The organism is Micromonospora haikouensis, from assembly GCF_900091595.1.
Classification (GTDB): domain Bacteria; phylum Actinomycetota; class Actinomycetes; order Mycobacteriales; family Micromonosporaceae; genus Micromonospora; species Micromonospora haikouensis.
This window is the reverse complement of record NZ_FMCW01000013.1, coordinates 26,895-41,020: the sequence shown is the minus strand read 5'-3', so window position 1 is coordinate 41,020 and position 14,126 is coordinate 26,895. Positions and strand designations below refer to the sequence as shown.

The window sequence follows — 14,126 nt, the reverse complement described above, 5'->3', positions numbered from 1 at the left end:
CGTACGCCGGTGGAGAAGTGGAGTTGGCGCGGGCAGTCGACGCAGGCGTGATCAACAGACGGAGGTAGCAGATGTCCGGCCACTCAAAGTGGGCGACCACCAAGCACAAGAAGGCCGTGATCGACGCCAAGCGCGGCAAGATGTTCGCCAAGCTGATCAAGAACGTCGAGGTCGCGGCCCGCACCGGCGGCGGCGACCCGGCCGGCAACCCGACGCTCTACGACGCCATCCAGAAGGCCAAGAAGAACTCCGTACCGAACGACAACATCGACCGGGCGGTCAAGCGCGGCTCCGGCCTGGAGGCCGGCGGCGCCGACTGGCAGACGATCATGTATGAGGGGTACGGCCCGAACGGCGTCGCGATGCTGATCGAGTGCCTCACCGACAACCGCAACCGGGCGGCGACCGAGGTGCGCACGGCGCTGACCCGCAACGGCGGCTCGCTCGCCGACGCCGGCTCGGTGTCGTACATGTTCTCCCGCAAGGGCGTGGTGATCGTCCCCAAGGCGGGCACCAGCGAGGACGACGTGATGATGGCCGTCCTCGACGCCGGCGCGGAGGAGGTCAACGACCTCGGCGAGGCGTACGAGGTGGTCTCCGAGCCGAGCGACCTGATCGCGGTCCGCACCGCCCTGCAGGACGCCGGCATCGAGTACGAGTCGGCCGAGTCGTCCCTCATCCCCAGCGTCAACGTGCAGCTGGACGAGGACGGCGCCCGCAAGGTCTTCAAGCTGATCGACGTCCTCGAGGACTGCGACGACGTGCAGAACGTATTCGCGAACTTCGACGTTTCCGATGAGGTCATGGCGGCGGTCGGCTGAGCCGTGGCGGCCGGGGGCGGGCGGCGGTTCGCGCCGGGCGACGTGGTCGTCCGGCGGGAGATCCTGCGCGGTGAGGTCTGGTTCGGGGTCCCGACGATCTGCGTCGTGGACTCCGCGGAGCTGCTCGCCCTCTACCTGCCCGGCGGTGCGGAGTTCGGCTTCCCCGAGCGGGGGAGCTTCCCGTGCGGGCGGCACCCGTGGCAGGTGGCCGGGCAGCGGGCCTGGCGCGGGCACGGCAAGCTGATGCTGCACCGTCCCGGCGAGGCGCACTCCGTCGACGTGTTCTGGGCCGGTCCGGGGCGGGAGTTCGCGGGCTGGTACTTCAACCTCCAGGACCCGGTGCGGCGTACCCCGATCGGGGTGGACACCCTCGACCACGAGCTGGACCTGTGGTGGGCGGCGGACGCCGGCCGGTACGTCTTCAAGGACGTGGAGGTGTTCGCCCAGCGCCTGGCCGAGGGACGGTATCCGGGGATGGCGGAGGCCATCCGCGCGGAGGGCGACCGGATCGCCGCGCTGCTCGACGCGGGGGAGCGCTGGTGGGATCCGGCCTGGGCGCACTGGCGGCCCGACCCCGCCTGGCCGGTGCCGGCGCTGCCGGCCGGCTGGGAGGCCGTGCCCTGGTGACCCCGGCCGGGCACCCCGCCGACGCGCCCGGGCCGGCCGCCGTGGGCGGGCCGGCCCGGGGACGGGCGTCGCGGGGCGCTCAGGCCGTCCGGCGGCGGGCCTGCGCGGCGATGGCCACGGTGTTGCGCACCAGCGACGCCACCACCGCGACCAGGGCGATCGTGTAGACGACGTCCAGGTTGGCACCGTCGCGCAGCCAGTCGACGCGCTGCACGAACTCGGGGTTGAGCAGCCGGTCGGTGAGGACGAGCCACGCCACCGGCACGGCGAACGCCAGGTCGAGGGTGACCTTCGCGCCGACCAGCGGCCAGGTCCAGCGGCCGGCGCGGTGCCGGGCCACCTGCAGGACGATCTCGGCGACCAGCAGGGCGATGAGCGCCGGCAGCCAGAACCGCCACAGCGCGGGGTCGAGCACCGGGATGTGGTCGCCCCCGTCGTCGCGCACCCAGGACCGGAAGTGCTGCCAGGGCAGGAACGCGATCAGCAGCACCAGGGCCGCGATCGACACGGCCGTGTCGGCGAGCGGGACGCCGCGCCCGGCCGGTCGGTCCTCGGGCAGCTGGTCGACGGTCCACCGGGGCAGGTGGAGCGGCAGGCTCAACCGCTCGACGACCGCGAAGGTGAGCGTGACCCAGAAGGCGACCTGGACCACCACCTCGATGCCGGTGGTGACGCCGACGCCGATGGCCGAGCCCACGCTGCCGCCGTCGACGGCGTCGAGCACGGCCACCAGGGCGCCGATGGCGATGGGCACGGTGGCGAGCAGCAGCCGCAGCAGCCGCCGCCAGGCCAGGTAGTAGGCGGGGCCGATGAGCTGGAGGCGGTGGTCGGCGTACCGGGCGGCCAGCCGCTCGGGGTTGCCCAGCTCGGTGAGCACCTCGCGCTCGGCGGTCTCGCGGTCCTGGCCGGCGTCGGTGCGGCCGTCGATCATGTCGGCGATGGAGGCCCGCAGCTCGTCGGCGATCTCCGCCCGGCGCGGGGCCGGCACCGCCCGCAGCGTGGCGGCGAGGTAGCGGTCGGTCAGGGAACTCATCGGGCCACTCCTTCGATCAGGCCGGTGAGGGATCTCTGCACGGCGGAGAAGTCGGCGAGCAGCAGGCGCAGCACCGACTCCCCCTCGTCGCTGGTCCGGTAGAACTTCCGGGGCCGGCTCTCCTCGGTGTTCCACTCGCTGGTCAGCAGGCCCTGCTCCTCCAGTCGGCGCAGCAGGGGGTAGAGCGTGTTGGCGTCCACGGGGAAGCCGTGGTCGGTGAGCCGCTGGAGCAGGGCGTAGCCGTAGTCGGGCCGGCGCAGCGCGACCAGGCTCGCCACCACCACCGTGCCCCGGCGTAGCTCCTGGAGATGGGTCCGCAGGATGTCGTCGCTTACCACGACTCACACTATAGTGTGTGGCACACAATATTGCTAGCCGCCGGGGCTACCTGCTGACCTTTTGTCCGTTTAGAGCACTATTGAGCCATCTGCCTGTTTAACCTCATGTGGCGTATTCCTTCCGAGGGCGGGAGGGCAGATGGACAAGAGGCAGAGCGTGAAACTGGTAAGACGAATGGCATCAGTGGCGACCGTTGCCGTCGCCGGAGCGGGGTTCGCAGGGCTCGTCGCCCTGACGACCGGTGGCCCCGCCGTCGCGGCACCTGGTGACGCCAGTGCCCGTGGTGTGGTGGTGGATCTCTCCGCCAGCGTCCTCGGGGTGCCGGTCATCACCGCCAACGCCACCATCGGCAGCGCGACCGCGCCGCCCGGCGGCGGGACCGACACCACCACCGGACTCGCCGTGACCATCCCCGGTGCGGTGGGCGTCACCGCCAGCGGCACCGTGCTGGAGGTGAGCGCCACCCGTGGGCCGACCGCGTCGTCGGCGAACTCCGACATCGCCGAACTGGCGCTCGGGATCCTGGGCATTCCGGTCGTCGCCGCCGACCTGATCACCGCCGAGGTGAACTGCCCGCAGAGTGGCGCGCTCACCGCCGATACCAACGTCGTCGGGTTGACCCTGTTCGGCGCGCCCGCCGTGCTGGTGCCGAACACCCCCGGGGTGACCGCCAGCGCGGCCGTCGTGGTGCCCGGCCTGACCGAGGCCAGCCTCACCGTCACCCTCACCGCGGTGGAGGAGACCACAGCCGACACCGCCGCCGCGGTCGCGGTGCTGGCCACCGTCCAGTTGACGGGTTCGGTCGCCGGCGGCCAGGTCATCGACATCCCGGTCGGCACCGTCATCCTCGCCGAGGCCAACTGTGAGCGGCCGTTGGCCCCGACATCGCCGACGGCCACCCCGACGCAGCCGTCGGCCTCGCCCACCGAGACGCCGACGGCGTCACCGACCCAGCCGTCGGCCTCGCCCACCGTGACGCCCACGGAGTCCCCGTCGCCCACCCAGCCGACGCAGTCGCCGACCGCGTCGCCGTACCCGACGCGCCACCCGCACCTGCCGGTGACCGGCGACAGCGGATCAAGCCTGTGGTGGACGCTGGGTCTGGGCACCGGCATGGTCACCCTCGGCACGGGTGCCGTACTCGCCGTCCGTCGTTCGCGTCGGATGACCGGGGCGTGATGACCGGCAGCCGCCGCTGAGTCGGCGCGGGTGGGGTCCGGCGACGGCCGGGCCCCACCCGCAACTCGGCTCAGCGGTTCATTGACGTCGCCCTGGGCGCGCCGACACCGGCGATCGATGGCCGGGAGCGACGGTCACCAGGTGACCGGGAGGGTGTCCACTCCGTAGACCGCGCCGAAGGGCCGGAAGGCCGGCTCCGCGTCCGGTTGGGCCAGGGCGAGCCCGGGAAAGCGTCGCAGCAGCGCCGGGAAGGCGACGCGCATCTGCAGGCGTGCCAGTGCGCCCAGGCAGCGATGCACGCCATGGCCGAAGGCCACGTGGCCCGGGGCGGCCCGGTCGATGTCGAGCCGGTCGGCGTCCCGGAGGAAGGCCCGGTCCCGGTTGGCCCGGGGCAGCGAGATCAGCACCGACGAGCCGGCGGGGATGGTGCGGCCGGCGAGGTGCACGTCGGTGGTCGTCGTGCGCCCGGTGACCGACACGACCGACAGGAAGCGCAACAGCTCCTCCACGGCCTGCTGGGCCTTCGCGGGGTCGTCACGCACCATGGCGAGCTGGTCCGGGTGTTGCAGGAGTGCCAGCGTGCCGAGGCTGAGCATGCCCGAGGTCGTCTCGTGGCCGCCGATCAGCAACGAGGCCACGATGCCGACCACCTCTTCCGTGCTGAGCTGGGCATCGTGCTCACGCACGAGCATTCCCAGCAGGTTCTCGCCGGGCGCCGCCCGGGCCCGGGTGACCAGCTCCGCCAGGAAGCGCCGGTTTTCGGCGTGCACCGCCGTGTGCTGTTGCGGCGTCAGCGACAGATCCATCAGGCGGGTGAACCAGTCGGTCATCTCGGCGTGGTCGTCTCCCTCGACCCCCACCAGCTCGCAGATCACCAGCAGCGGGACCGGCAGGGCGAAGTGGCGCACGAGGTCGGCCGGCCTGCCGGCGCGCTCCAGGTCGTCCAGCGTGGACTCCACGATGGCGGCGATCGTCGGCTCCAGGCGTTCGAGCCGGCGCGCCGTGAACTGCGGTGTCATCGTGCGCCGCAGGCGGGTGTGCTCGGGCGGATCGAACAGCAGCATCGTCCCGGCCTGCAGTCGCCGGCGTTCCTCGTCGTCCAGATGCGCTCCGATCGAGCGCGGCAGGACGCTGGTGAACCGCTGGGGATCGGACAGCACCTGCCGGGCGTCCTCGTAGCGGCAGACAAGGTAGGCGGGCGTACCGTCGGGCAGGGTCACCTGGACGACGCCCTCGGTTTCGAGGATCTCGTCCAGCTCCTTACCCGGGTCCAACCCGTAGCGTCGCATGTACAGCGGCACCTCCAGCGCCTCGCTCATCACGGCCCCCTTCCGTCACGGATCGTAGCGAGGAGGCTACTGTAGATACCTACTGATCCTTCGATATAAGCTTCTGAAGCATTTGCATCATCTGTATCTTTTGTGGCTTGTGGAGGGTTCTGCGTCCTCCCGGGCCCGTACGCGGCGTCGGCGGGCGAGGCGCGCGGGCCGTTCTTTTCAGCGAGGTTTTAGGGAGCGTCCCTGTACTGGGTTGGCCCACGGCAGCGGTCGATCCGCGTCCTCTCGACAACCATGCGAGGTTAATCCGTGCGTATTCTGTTCACCTCGATGGCGTTCGCTCCCACCTGTACCAACTCGCCCCCCTGATCTGGGCCTGCCGCACGGCCGGTCACGAGGTGCGGGTGGCCGCGCAGCCCGAGCTCACCGAGGCGACGGTCGGCCTGGGGCTGCCCGCCGTCGAGGTCGGCCACGGCTACAACATGCTGAAGCAGCTGAGCGACAGACAGCAGGCCCAGAGTTACAAGGAGAGCCTCGACTCCGCCGTGCCGGTCGACGAGCGTCGCCGGATCCAGCAGGAGTCGCTGCGGCCACTCGTCGAGACGGTCACCGTGATGGCGCCGGACCTTCTGCGCTTCGCGCGGCGTTGGGAGCCGGACCTCGTGGTCACCGATCCACTGATGCTGGCCGTCCCGCTGCTGTCGCAGACCCTGGGCGTTCCGCTGGTGCGTCACCTCACGGGGCCCGACCTGCTGCGCCGCCTGTGTCCCGTGCAGGGGCAGCCGACCACCGGAGCCGAACGGGAGCAGTGGCCGCCCGGCCTGGTCGAGCTGTACGACCGGTACGGCGTCGAGGTCCGCGACGACCATCCGGTGCGGACGGTCGACCCGTGGCCGGGCAGCCTGCAGCTGCCCGACGTCGTCGGCCGGATCCCCACCCGTTTCGTCCCCCACAACGGCGCGGCCGCCGCCCCCGACTGGCTCCTGGAGCCGCCCTCCCGCCCGCGGGTGTGTGTCACCTGGGGCACGACGACCACGATGCTCGGCGCGGACGACACCGTCCTGGCCCGCGTCGTCGGCGCGCTGGCGGCTGGCGACGCGCAGGTCGTCCTCGCGGTGGTGCGAGCGGACCGGGAGCGCCTCGGCCCGCTGCCGGACAACGTACGCGTGGCCGACAACGTGCCGATCAACCTGTACCTGGAATCGTGTGGCGCCGTCGTCAATGCGGGCGGCGCCGGCTCGGTGCTCACCGCGGCGTGCTACGGCGTGCCGCAGGTGATGCTGCCGCAGGCCTCGGACACGCCCGCCGTGGCGTTCAACTTCAGTGCCTCGGGGGCCGGCACCATGCTGGATGCCGCGACGGCCGACACCGCCACCATCGCGTCGGCGGTCGACGCGGCGCTCACGGACGGCAAGATCCGGGATGCCGCCGAGCGGCTGCGGGAGGAGATCGCGGCCACCCCGTCCCCGGCGGACGTGGTGCAGGTCCTGGGGCAGCTCGGGCGAGGCCCGTGCCCGGGACGGGACGGGTGCGGTGCTTTTAAACGGGGACTGAACCTCGGGCCGCTCCGGCACACGCGGCCGGGCGACCTCAGCTTCGTCCCTGGATCGCCGGTGGGCCGCCGCCGCGGTCCTGACCCGACCCGTCATCGAGCTGGCCTGACGCGCACGGTCGCGTGGACGCGGCGGCCGGCGATGCCGGTCGATCGGGATAATCGGCTGGTGCCGAATCTGAACTTCTACGCGGCCGACGAGGATTGGGCCGCGGTCGTCGAGTCCGTCTTCGAGCTGGGCCTGTTCCGGGTCTTCGAGTCCGACTCGGAGCCGGGCCGCGAGCTGCGTGAGTTCCGGGCTGCCGCCGACATTGCGGCGGCGCCGCAGGGACGACACCTGGAGTTGTTCGTCGTCGGCTCCGGGCCGGAGCCGACGGTCAGTCGGATCGACCTGTCCGCAGATTCGCCGGGAGATCCGACGTTTCGATACTGCTGCGAAGGCTGGGGGCTCGTCCAGCTCTACTACGGCGGACCATTCGGGACGCGGGAGCTGCGCTGGAGCCACACCAACCACAATTCGGCCAAGCGCGCCGCGACGTGGGCGGCGACCGTACCGCGCCTGGGCGATCCCGCCGCGTGGGACTGGGCGGCGGTCACCAGCGCCTCCGGCAGACTGAACCGGGTGATCCGCCGGATGGCCGTGAGCAGGATCGGCTCGCACCCCGTGTTGCCGCACGCCGGGCGGTTGATCGCAGACGGCGGCCTGCGACACGAGTACGGCACGGGCGTCCACGCGACCCCGTCCCACGGATAGCCGGGCCCGCAACGGCCATCGCGCGACGACGGTGGTCGCCGCGCGATGGCCGCGAGGGCGGGTGGATCAGGCGGCGATGGTCTGTAGCTCGGCGAGCCCGCCGCAGGTGGTGCCGCCGAGGTTCTTGAACGAGATCAGGATCTGGCGCTGGGACGATCCGTCGCTGTTGATGCTCTGCCGATAGATCATGCGGGTGACCTCGAACTGGCAGGTGATGGGCGCGCTGCCCTGCGGTGACGCGCCGACCAGGTAGACCGAGGTGACGGGGTTCGCGTTGAACCAGACCGTGGACCAGGTGGTGCCGGAGGCGATGGTGGCGATGGTGAAGTTGTAGGAGACGGCGGTGGAGCCGAGCCGGATGTCGGTCTGGCAGGCGATGGTCCCCACGTTCTTGACTTCCACGTAGAGCTGGCGGACCGCGCCCGCTGCGGCCGGCTGCACGAACCAGGTGCGGGTCACCTGGAACTGGCAGGCCGCCGAGCTGGTGGCGCCACTCGGGTTGAGTCCCACCACCCAGTTGGTGTGCCAGGGGATGTTCCACAGGTGCGTCTGGGTGCCACCCGGGCTGACCCCGCCGGTGGAGGTCGCGACCGAGCTGCTCACCGCCGCGAGCTGGACCGTCGCGCCGCAGGCGATCGAGCCGACGTTCTTCAGGGTGAACTGGAACTGCCGCTGGCCGCCCCAGAGCTGGACGTACCGGGTGCTGATCGTCTCGAACTGGCACATGGACGAGGTGGTGGCGCCGACCGGGTTGTACCCGACCACGTAGGCGGCGTCGGCCGGGGCGTTGGTCCAGGTCCAGCCCTGCGTGCCGCCCGCCGCGACCGTCCCGGTGAACCACGTCGCGGCGGTGCCGAACCCGCCCTTCGCAGCGGCGCCGAGCTCACCCGAGGCCGTCGCGGCGGCCCGTGCGTCCCGCATCGACGGCTGCGACGACGAGTCGGCCTGTGCGACGCCGGCTGCCGCGATGACCAGGCCGAGTGCCGCCGCGGCGACCACGACGGCGCGGATTCTTCCTCCCATTGAAACTCCTTTACCGATTGATCCGGGTCATCCGCCCGGCCTTTCCATCGAGGTTGCGCGGGCCGCCTTGCCATCGGCTAGCCGTCCGATAGCCACCCCGGCTTCGGCGAATAAAATGTGATCGATCTGTTGAGGTGGGGATTGCATGAGATGGCGCCTACTCGGTCCGGTCGAGGCCGTGGTGCGGGGCGAGCGGATGCCGTTGGGCCGGCCCCAACAGCGCGCCGTGCTGGCCTATCTGCTGCTGAATGCGAATGTGCTGGTGTCGGCGGAACAGGTGGCCGAGGCGCTGTGGGGCGGGGCGCCGCCGGCACGGGCGCGCGCGCAGGTCCAGGTGTGCGTCTCCCGCCTGCGGCAACTGACCCGCGCGGCCGACCTGCCGGAAATGATCTTCTCGGAATCCGGCGGGTACCGTCTCGATCTCGACGGCGACGACCTGGACACGCGGGTCTTCTCCGGCCTCGTCGCGGCTGCCCGCCGGCACGCCGATGCCGGCGAGCACGAGCCGGCCGCCGGCCTGTTGCGCCAGGCGCTGGCGTTGTGGCGCGGCCCGGCGCTCGCGGGCGCGTCAGCGGTCTTCGTGCCGGGGGCCGCTGCCAGCCTGCACGACAGGCGGCTCGCCGCGTCCGAGGACCTGTTCGACGCCGAGTTCGCGCTCGGCCGGCACGCCGAGGCGGTGGCGCCGCTGCGCAGGCTGGTGGCCGCCGACCCGTGGCACGAGGGCCTCGTCGTACGGCTGATGACGGCCCTGGCGGGGGCGGGGCACCAGGCCGAGGCGCTGCGGGTGTTCGAGCGGGCCCGCCGCCGGCTCGCCGACGAGCTGGGCGTCGAGCCGGGCGGGCGGCTCGCGGAGACCCACCTGCGGCTGCTGCGGCAGCAGGTCCCGCCGACCGGGCCCGCGCCCGCCCCGACCGCGCCCGCCGCCCGGGACACCGGACCGGGCCTGCGCCCGGCGCAACTGCCCGCCGGCCTGTCGACCTTCACCGGCCGCGTCGATGCGCTCGCCGAACTGGACGCGATGCTGGACCGGGCCCGGCGGAGCGCCGCCCTGGCGGTCGTCGCGATCATCGGCACCGCCGGGGTCGGCAAGACGGCACTGGCGGTCCGGTGGGCGCACCGCGTGCGGCCCGTGTTCGACGGCGGGCAGCTCTTCCTCGACCTGCGCGGCTACTCGCCCGGGGAGCCGCTCACGCCGCTGGACGCGGTGTCGCGCTGCCTCCGCGCGCTCGGCGTGCCGCCCGCGCAGGTCCCCGACGACGTCGACGAGGCCGCGAACCTCTACCGGAGCGTGGTCGCGGACCGGCGGATGCTGTTCGTCCTCGACAACGCCCGGGACACGGCGCACGTCCGGCCGCTGCTACCCGGCGGCGCCGGCTGCCTGGTGATCGTGACCAGCCGGGGCCGCCTCGGCGGGCTGGCCACCCGGCACGACGCGCAGCGGTTGTCGCTGGACGTGCTCGCGCCCGGGGAGGCCACGGAGCTGCTGGCCCGCGTCATCGGCGCGGACCGGATCACCGGGCAGGAGGCCGCGCTCGCGGAGCTGGCCCGGGACTGCGCCGGCCTTCCGCTGGCGCTGCGCATCGCCGCGGCGGACCTGCAGACCCGTCCGCACGAGACGATCAGCGACTACCTGACCCGGCTCCGCGCCGGCGACCCGCTGACCATGCTGGCCGTACGCGAGGACGAGCAGATCGCGGTGCGGTCGGCGTTCGCCGCCTCCTATCGGACCCTGCCGCCGCGACTGCAGCGGCTCTTCCGGCTGTTCGGCCTCGTGCCCGGCGCCGACGTGACAGCCGAGTCGGCCGCCGCGAGGATGGGCTGTACGACCGCGGAGGCGGCCGGGATGCTCGCCAGCCTCGCCGACGCGCACCTGGTGCACGAGCGGACGCCGGGTCGCTTCGGCACCCACGACCTGCTCGGCCGTTACGTCGTCGGGCTCGCGGCACTCGACGACAACCGGCGGACGTTGGCCGACCTGCTCTCCTGGTACCTGTTCAGCGTGCACTCCGCGGCCGACCGGTTGTGCCCGCAGGTGCTCCGCGTGCCCCTGCAGCTGCCCGTCCCCGCCCGTCCCCTGCGGTTCGCCAGCCACGTCGACGCTCTCGCCTGGCTCGACGCGGAACGCCACAACCTCGTCGCCGCGACCCGGCACGCGACCCGCCGGGGACTGCACGCGTACGCCTGGGCGCTGGCGGACGCGCTGCGGGGATACCTGTGGCTGGGCATGCACACCGCGGAATGGTCCGAGGTCGCCCGGCTCGGCCTCACCGCGGCCCAGGCCGCGCGTCACGAGCAGGCCGAGGCGGCGGCCCGCCTGAGCCTCGCGGCCCTGAACTGGCGTCTCGAACGGTTCCCGGAGGCGACCGACGACTACCGGCTGGCGCTGCGCTCGGCGAACCGGTCGGGATGGCACGACGGGCAGGCGGCGGCGCTGGGCAACCTGGGCCCGGTCTTCCGGATGACCGGCCAGCCGCGTGAAGCCCTGCGGGTCATGGAACAGGCGCTGGAGCTGAACCGCCGCACCCGCCGCACGGCCGGCGTCGCCGTCAACCACAACAACCTCGGACTGGTCTGCGCCGACCTCGGGCGGCTCAGCGAAGCGGCGAACCACCACCACGCGGCGCTCACCCTGGCCGACCAGAACAGGTCGGTGTGCAGCCGCGCGCTCATCCTGAACAACCTGGGCGCGGTCTACCACCTTCTCGGCCGCCTCGACGAGGCGGCGCGGACGTTGACCACCGCGGTGGAGCTGCACGAGCAGACGGGCAGCCGGGGCCGGGCCACCGCACTGTGCGCGCTGGCGCGGGTGCACCACGACCGCGGCGACGACGCGCACGCGGCGGCGCTCGCCCGTCAGGCGCTCGACATGGCGCGCGAGCCGGCCGAGCCCCGGCTCGAAGCGGTCGCACTCCACGTCCTGGGCCTCGTCGACGGGAAGGTCGGCCTCCTGTTGGAGGCGTTGACGCACGCCCGCGCGTCCGCGGACCGCTACATCGAGGCCGACATCATCGTCAGCCTCGCCGAGGTCGACGAGCCCGCGGCGCCGTCCTGGTGCCGTGCGGCGCTCTCCATCGCGCGGCAGTGCGGTTACCGGCTCCTCGAAGGCCGGGCGCTCGCCGCCCGCGCCGCAGCCGCGTACCGGGCCGGCGACCGGGCCACCGCCTGGCACAGCGCGCGGCTCGCCGCGCAGTCCCACGCCGCGACCGGACACCAGCCGGGCGCCGATCGGATCGGGAAGCTGCTCGCCGTTCTCTCCCCGGTCCCCTCGTCCGGCTAGCCGTACCAGGAGGGCCGGACCCATCCTGCGGGTCGCGCCGGCGCGACCGACGGCGTCCGGCCGTACGCAAGGATGGGTCCATGACCGAAGAGCTGACCGTCAGCGTGCTGGGCACGGGCATCATGGGCGCCGCCATGGCCCGCAATCTCGTCGGGGCGGGGCACGCCGTACGCGTGTGGAACCGGTCCCCGCAGAAGGCGGCGGGGACCGGCGCGACCGTGGCGGAGTCGCCGGCCGACGCCGTCCGCGACGCCGACGTGATCATCACGATGCTGTACGACGGCGGCACGGTGCGCGACGTGGTCGGGCAGGCCGCGCCGGGGCTGAAGGCGGGCGCGCTCTGGCTGCAGACGACCACCGCGAGCCTGGGCGACGTGGCCGGGCTCGCCGCGACGGCCGCCGAGCACTCGGTGGCCTTCTACGACGCGCCGGTGCTCGGCACCCGGCAGCCGGCCGAGGCCGGTCAGCTGACCGTGCTCGCCGCCGGGCCGGCCGCCGGTCGGGAGCGGCTCGCCCCGGTGCTCGACGCGATCGCGGCCCGGGTGGTCTGGCTGGGCGACGACGGCGCGCGGGGCGACGGCACCCGGTTGAAGCTGGTGGCGAACAGTTGGGTGCTCACGGTGACGCACGGCGCGGCGGAGCTGCTCGCGTTGGCCGGGGCGCTCGGCGTCGACCCGGACCGCTTCTTCAGGTGATCGGGGGCGGCCCGCTCGACATGGGTTACCTGCACGCCAAGGCCGACCTCGTGCGGCAGGGCCGGCTGTCGCCGGCGAGCTTCGCGGTGGAGACCGCGGAGAAGGACGCGCGGCTGATCGTCGCGGCGGGCGCGGACCACGGCGTACGCCTCGACGTCGTGGCCGCCGGCGCGGAGCGGTTCCGGCGCGCGGCGGCGCAGGGACACGGCGGGCAGGACATGGGGGCGTCCTACTACGCCAGCTTCACCCCCTGACCCGGGAACCGCCCCGCGCGGCGGCGCGGGCGGGGCGTGGGCCCGGTGGGTGCGGGTGACGGTCGCGGGTGCCAGACTGCGGGCCGGGATCACGTGGCGGGGCGCTGGTGGGCCGGTCCGGCCGGCGCGGCCGCGAGTCGAGAAGGAGCGTGTCGTGGACGAGCAGCCCGAGCCGCCAGCCATGGTTGCGGCGATCGATCCGGCGGTGCCGCCGAGCGGCCCGGGTTGCGTCGAGTGTGTGTCCTCCGGCGGGTGGTGGTTCCACCTGCGCCGCTGCGCGGCCTGCGGTCACGTCGGCTGCTGCGACTCCTCGCCGAGCCAGCACGCGACCGCGCACGCGGCCGCGACGGGGCACCCGGTCGTGCGGAGCTTCGAACCGGGCGAGGCGTGGTTCTGGGACTACTCCGAGGACCAGTTCCATGCCGAGGGGCCGGAGCTGGCCGGGCCGCAGTCGCGTCCACTCGACCAGCCCGCCCCCGGCCCCGCCGGCCGGGTGCCGCAGGACTGGCAGCGCCACCTGCACTGACCCCGCCGCCGATCACGTCGACGCGGCGGCGGCGCGGATGAGGTCGACGAGGGCGGCTGCCTCCGGGATGGCCACGGTGTGCGAGCCGCCGGGCAACTCCACCGTCTGCCGGGAGCCCGCCCGCTCGGCCATGAACCGGTGGGCCGCGACCGGGATGTTGAGGTCCTCGCTGCCGAACAGGAACCAGGACGGCAGCGACTGCCAGGCGGGCTCGCCGGAGGGCTCGTTGAGGGCGGCCTCGGTGATCGGCCGCTGGGTCACCGCCATCACGGCGGCCCGCTGCGCCGGCGAGTCGGCGGCGAACTGGTGGTGATAGCGGTCCTGCCGGATGTAGAGGTCCGTGCCGCCGTCGGGAAGCGGGACGGCGGCCAGCGTCTCGCCCAGGGAACTGCCGGGGAACCGCCCGGCCAGGTCGGCGGCGCTCTCACCGGACGTGGGGGCGAACGCCCCGACGTAGACCAGGGCGGTGACGTCCGCGGCCCCCGCCGGCACGTTGGAGATCACCATCCCGCCGTACGAGTGCCCGACGAGGACGACGGGCCCGTCGATTCCGGTGAGCAGGGCGCGCAGATGGTCGGCGTCGTGCCGGACGCCGCGCAGCGGATTGGCCACGGCCACCGCCGGGTAGCCGCCGTCGAGCAGTTCGGCGATCACGCCGTCCCAGCTCGCCGATTCGGCGAAGGCGCCGTGGACGAGGACGACCGTCGGCCTGCCGGGCTGTGCGGTGGTGATGGACATCGCCGGGTACCTCCGAATAGTGGCTCGAACG

General features: G+C 73.1%; 13 protein-coding genes. 8 read left to right on the top strand and 5 right to left on the bottom strand.

The features are described 5' to 3' along the window. Positions 1–71: 71 nt before the first annotated feature. Complete coding sequence (locus GA0070558_RS14820; RefSeq protein WP_043962919.1) at positions 72–821, top strand: YebC/PmpR family DNA-binding transcriptional regulator; 750 nt, start codon at positions 72–74, stop codon at positions 819–821. 3 nt (positions 822–824) lie between these two features. Next, entirely contained in the window at positions 825–1,448 is a 624-nt protein-coding gene (locus GA0070558_RS14815; protein ID WP_256091946.1) for a ribonuclease FAU-1 family protein, read from the top strand. Positions 1,449–1,527: 79 nt separating this feature from the next. Here GA0070558_RS14815 and GA0070558_RS14810 read toward each other — a convergent pair whose 3' ends face one another. Beyond that, positions 1,528–2,481, bottom strand: coding sequence for a permease prefix domain 1-containing protein (locus GA0070558_RS14810; RefSeq protein ID WP_091279900.1), 954 nt, complete (start codon positions 2,479–2,481; stop codon positions 1,528–1,530). Next, the gene (locus tag GA0070558_RS14805) at positions 2,478–2,819 is read right to left on the bottom strand and encodes a PadR family transcriptional regulator (RefSeq protein WP_074475975.1); all 342 of its coding nucleotides are present in this window, start codon (positions 2,817–2,819) and stop codon (positions 2,478–2,480) included. Before GA0070558_RS14805 ends, GA0070558_RS14810 begins: the two co-directional genes overlap by 4 nt. Before the next feature lie 292 nt (positions 2,820–3,111). Here GA0070558_RS14805 and GA0070558_RS34870 point away from each other — a divergent pair, with 292 nt between their 5' ends. Further along, positions 3,112–3,999, top strand: coding sequence for a hypothetical protein (locus GA0070558_RS34870; RefSeq protein ID WP_141722216.1), 888 nt, complete (start codon positions 3,112–3,114; stop codon positions 3,997–3,999). Between the two features lie 134 nt (positions 4,000–4,133). Here GA0070558_RS34870 and GA0070558_RS14795 read toward each other — a convergent pair whose 3' ends face one another. Continuing rightward, positions 4,134–5,318, bottom strand: coding sequence for a cytochrome P450 (locus GA0070558_RS14795; protein WP_091279897.1), 1,185 nt, complete (start codon positions 5,316–5,318; stop codon positions 4,134–4,136). Between the two features lie 107 nt (positions 5,319–5,425). Here GA0070558_RS14795 and GA0070558_RS14790 point away from each other — a divergent pair, with 107 nt between their 5' ends. Then, positions 5,426–7,582: a nucleotide disphospho-sugar-binding domain-containing protein gene (locus GA0070558_RS14790; RefSeq protein WP_369523380.1), complete on the top strand. Its 2,157-nt coding sequence runs from the start codon at positions 5,426–5,428 to the stop codon at positions 7,580–7,582. 66 nt (positions 7,583–7,648) lie between these two features. Here the strand turns inward: GA0070558_RS14790 and GA0070558_RS14785 are convergent, their stop codons facing one another. Continuing rightward, complete coding sequence (locus tag GA0070558_RS14785; protein ID WP_141722215.1) at positions 7,649–8,605, bottom strand: hypothetical protein; 957 nt, start codon at positions 8,603–8,605, stop codon at positions 7,649–7,651. Positions 8,606–8,750: 145 nt separating this feature from the next. Here GA0070558_RS14785 and GA0070558_RS14780 point away from each other — a divergent pair, with 145 nt between their 5' ends. The 4 genes from GA0070558_RS14780 to GA0070558_RS14770 all read left to right on the top strand — a co-directional run bounded on the left by GA0070558_RS14780 (position 8,751) and on the right by GA0070558_RS14770 (position 13,357). Then, positions 8,751–11,882 carry an AfsR/SARP family transcriptional regulator gene (locus GA0070558_RS14780; RefSeq protein WP_091279886.1) on the top strand — a complete coding sequence of 1,044 codons (3,132 nt, stop codon included), beginning with the start codon at positions 8,751–8,753 and terminating at the stop codon, positions 11,880–11,882. Positions 11,883–11,962: 80 nt separating this feature from the next. Then, positions 11,963–12,577, top strand: a complete 615-nt coding sequence (locus GA0070558_RS14775) for an NAD(P)-dependent oxidoreductase (protein WP_256091945.1) — start codon at positions 11,963–11,965, stop codon at positions 12,575–12,577. After that, on the top strand, positions 12,574–12,831 hold the full coding sequence (locus tag GA0070558_RS34345; RefSeq protein ID WP_256091944.1) for an NAD(P)-binding domain-containing protein: 258 nt from the start codon (positions 12,574–12,576) through the stop codon (positions 12,829–12,831). The genes GA0070558_RS14775 and GA0070558_RS34345 overlap by 4 nt, the downstream gene beginning before the upstream one ends. A gap of 154 nt (positions 12,832–12,985) precedes the next feature. Continuing rightward, a complete protein-coding gene (locus tag GA0070558_RS14770; RefSeq protein ID WP_256091943.1) occupies positions 12,986–13,357 on the top strand; it encodes a UBP-type zinc finger domain-containing protein in 372 nt (123 codons plus the stop codon). A 12-nt stretch (positions 13,358–13,369) separates the two neighbouring features. Here the strand turns inward: GA0070558_RS14770 and GA0070558_RS14765 are convergent, their stop codons facing one another. Continuing rightward, on the bottom strand, positions 13,370–14,095 hold the full coding sequence (locus GA0070558_RS14765; protein ID WP_091279882.1) for an alpha/beta fold hydrolase: 726 nt from the start codon (positions 14,093–14,095) through the stop codon (positions 13,370–13,372). Positions 14,096–14,126 lie beyond the last annotated feature (31 nt).

What these genes read in the sequence shown, in the direction of transcription:
- GA0070558_RS14820 (WP_043962919.1), top strand. Translation starts at nt 72, where the DNA reads ATGTCCGGCCACTCAAAGTGGGCGACCACCAAGCACAAGAAGGCCGTG.
- GA0070558_RS14795 (WP_091279897.1), bottom strand. Translation starts at nt 5,318, where the DNA reads ATGAGCGAGGCGCTGGAGGTGCCGCTGTACATGCGACGCTACGGGTTG.
- GA0070558_RS14765 (WP_091279882.1), bottom strand. Translation starts at nt 14,095, where the DNA reads ATGTCCATCACCACCGCACAGCCCGGCAGGCCGACGGTCGTCCTCGTC.
- GA0070558_RS14780 (WP_091279886.1), top strand. Translation starts at nt 8,751, where the DNA reads ATGAGATGGCGCCTACTCGGTCCGGTCGAGGCCGTGGTGCGGGGCGAG.
- GA0070558_RS14785 (WP_141722215.1), bottom strand. Translation starts at nt 8,605, where the DNA reads ATGGGAGGAAGAATCCGCGCCGTCGTGGTCGCCGCGGCGGCACTCGGC.
- GA0070558_RS14810 (WP_091279900.1), bottom strand. Translation starts at nt 2,481, where the DNA reads ATGAGTTCCCTGACCGACCGCTACCTCGCCGCCACGCTGCGGGCGGTG.
- GA0070558_RS14775 (WP_256091945.1), top strand. Translation starts at nt 11,963, where the DNA reads ATGACCGAAGAGCTGACCGTCAGCGTGCTGGGCACGGGCATCATGGGC.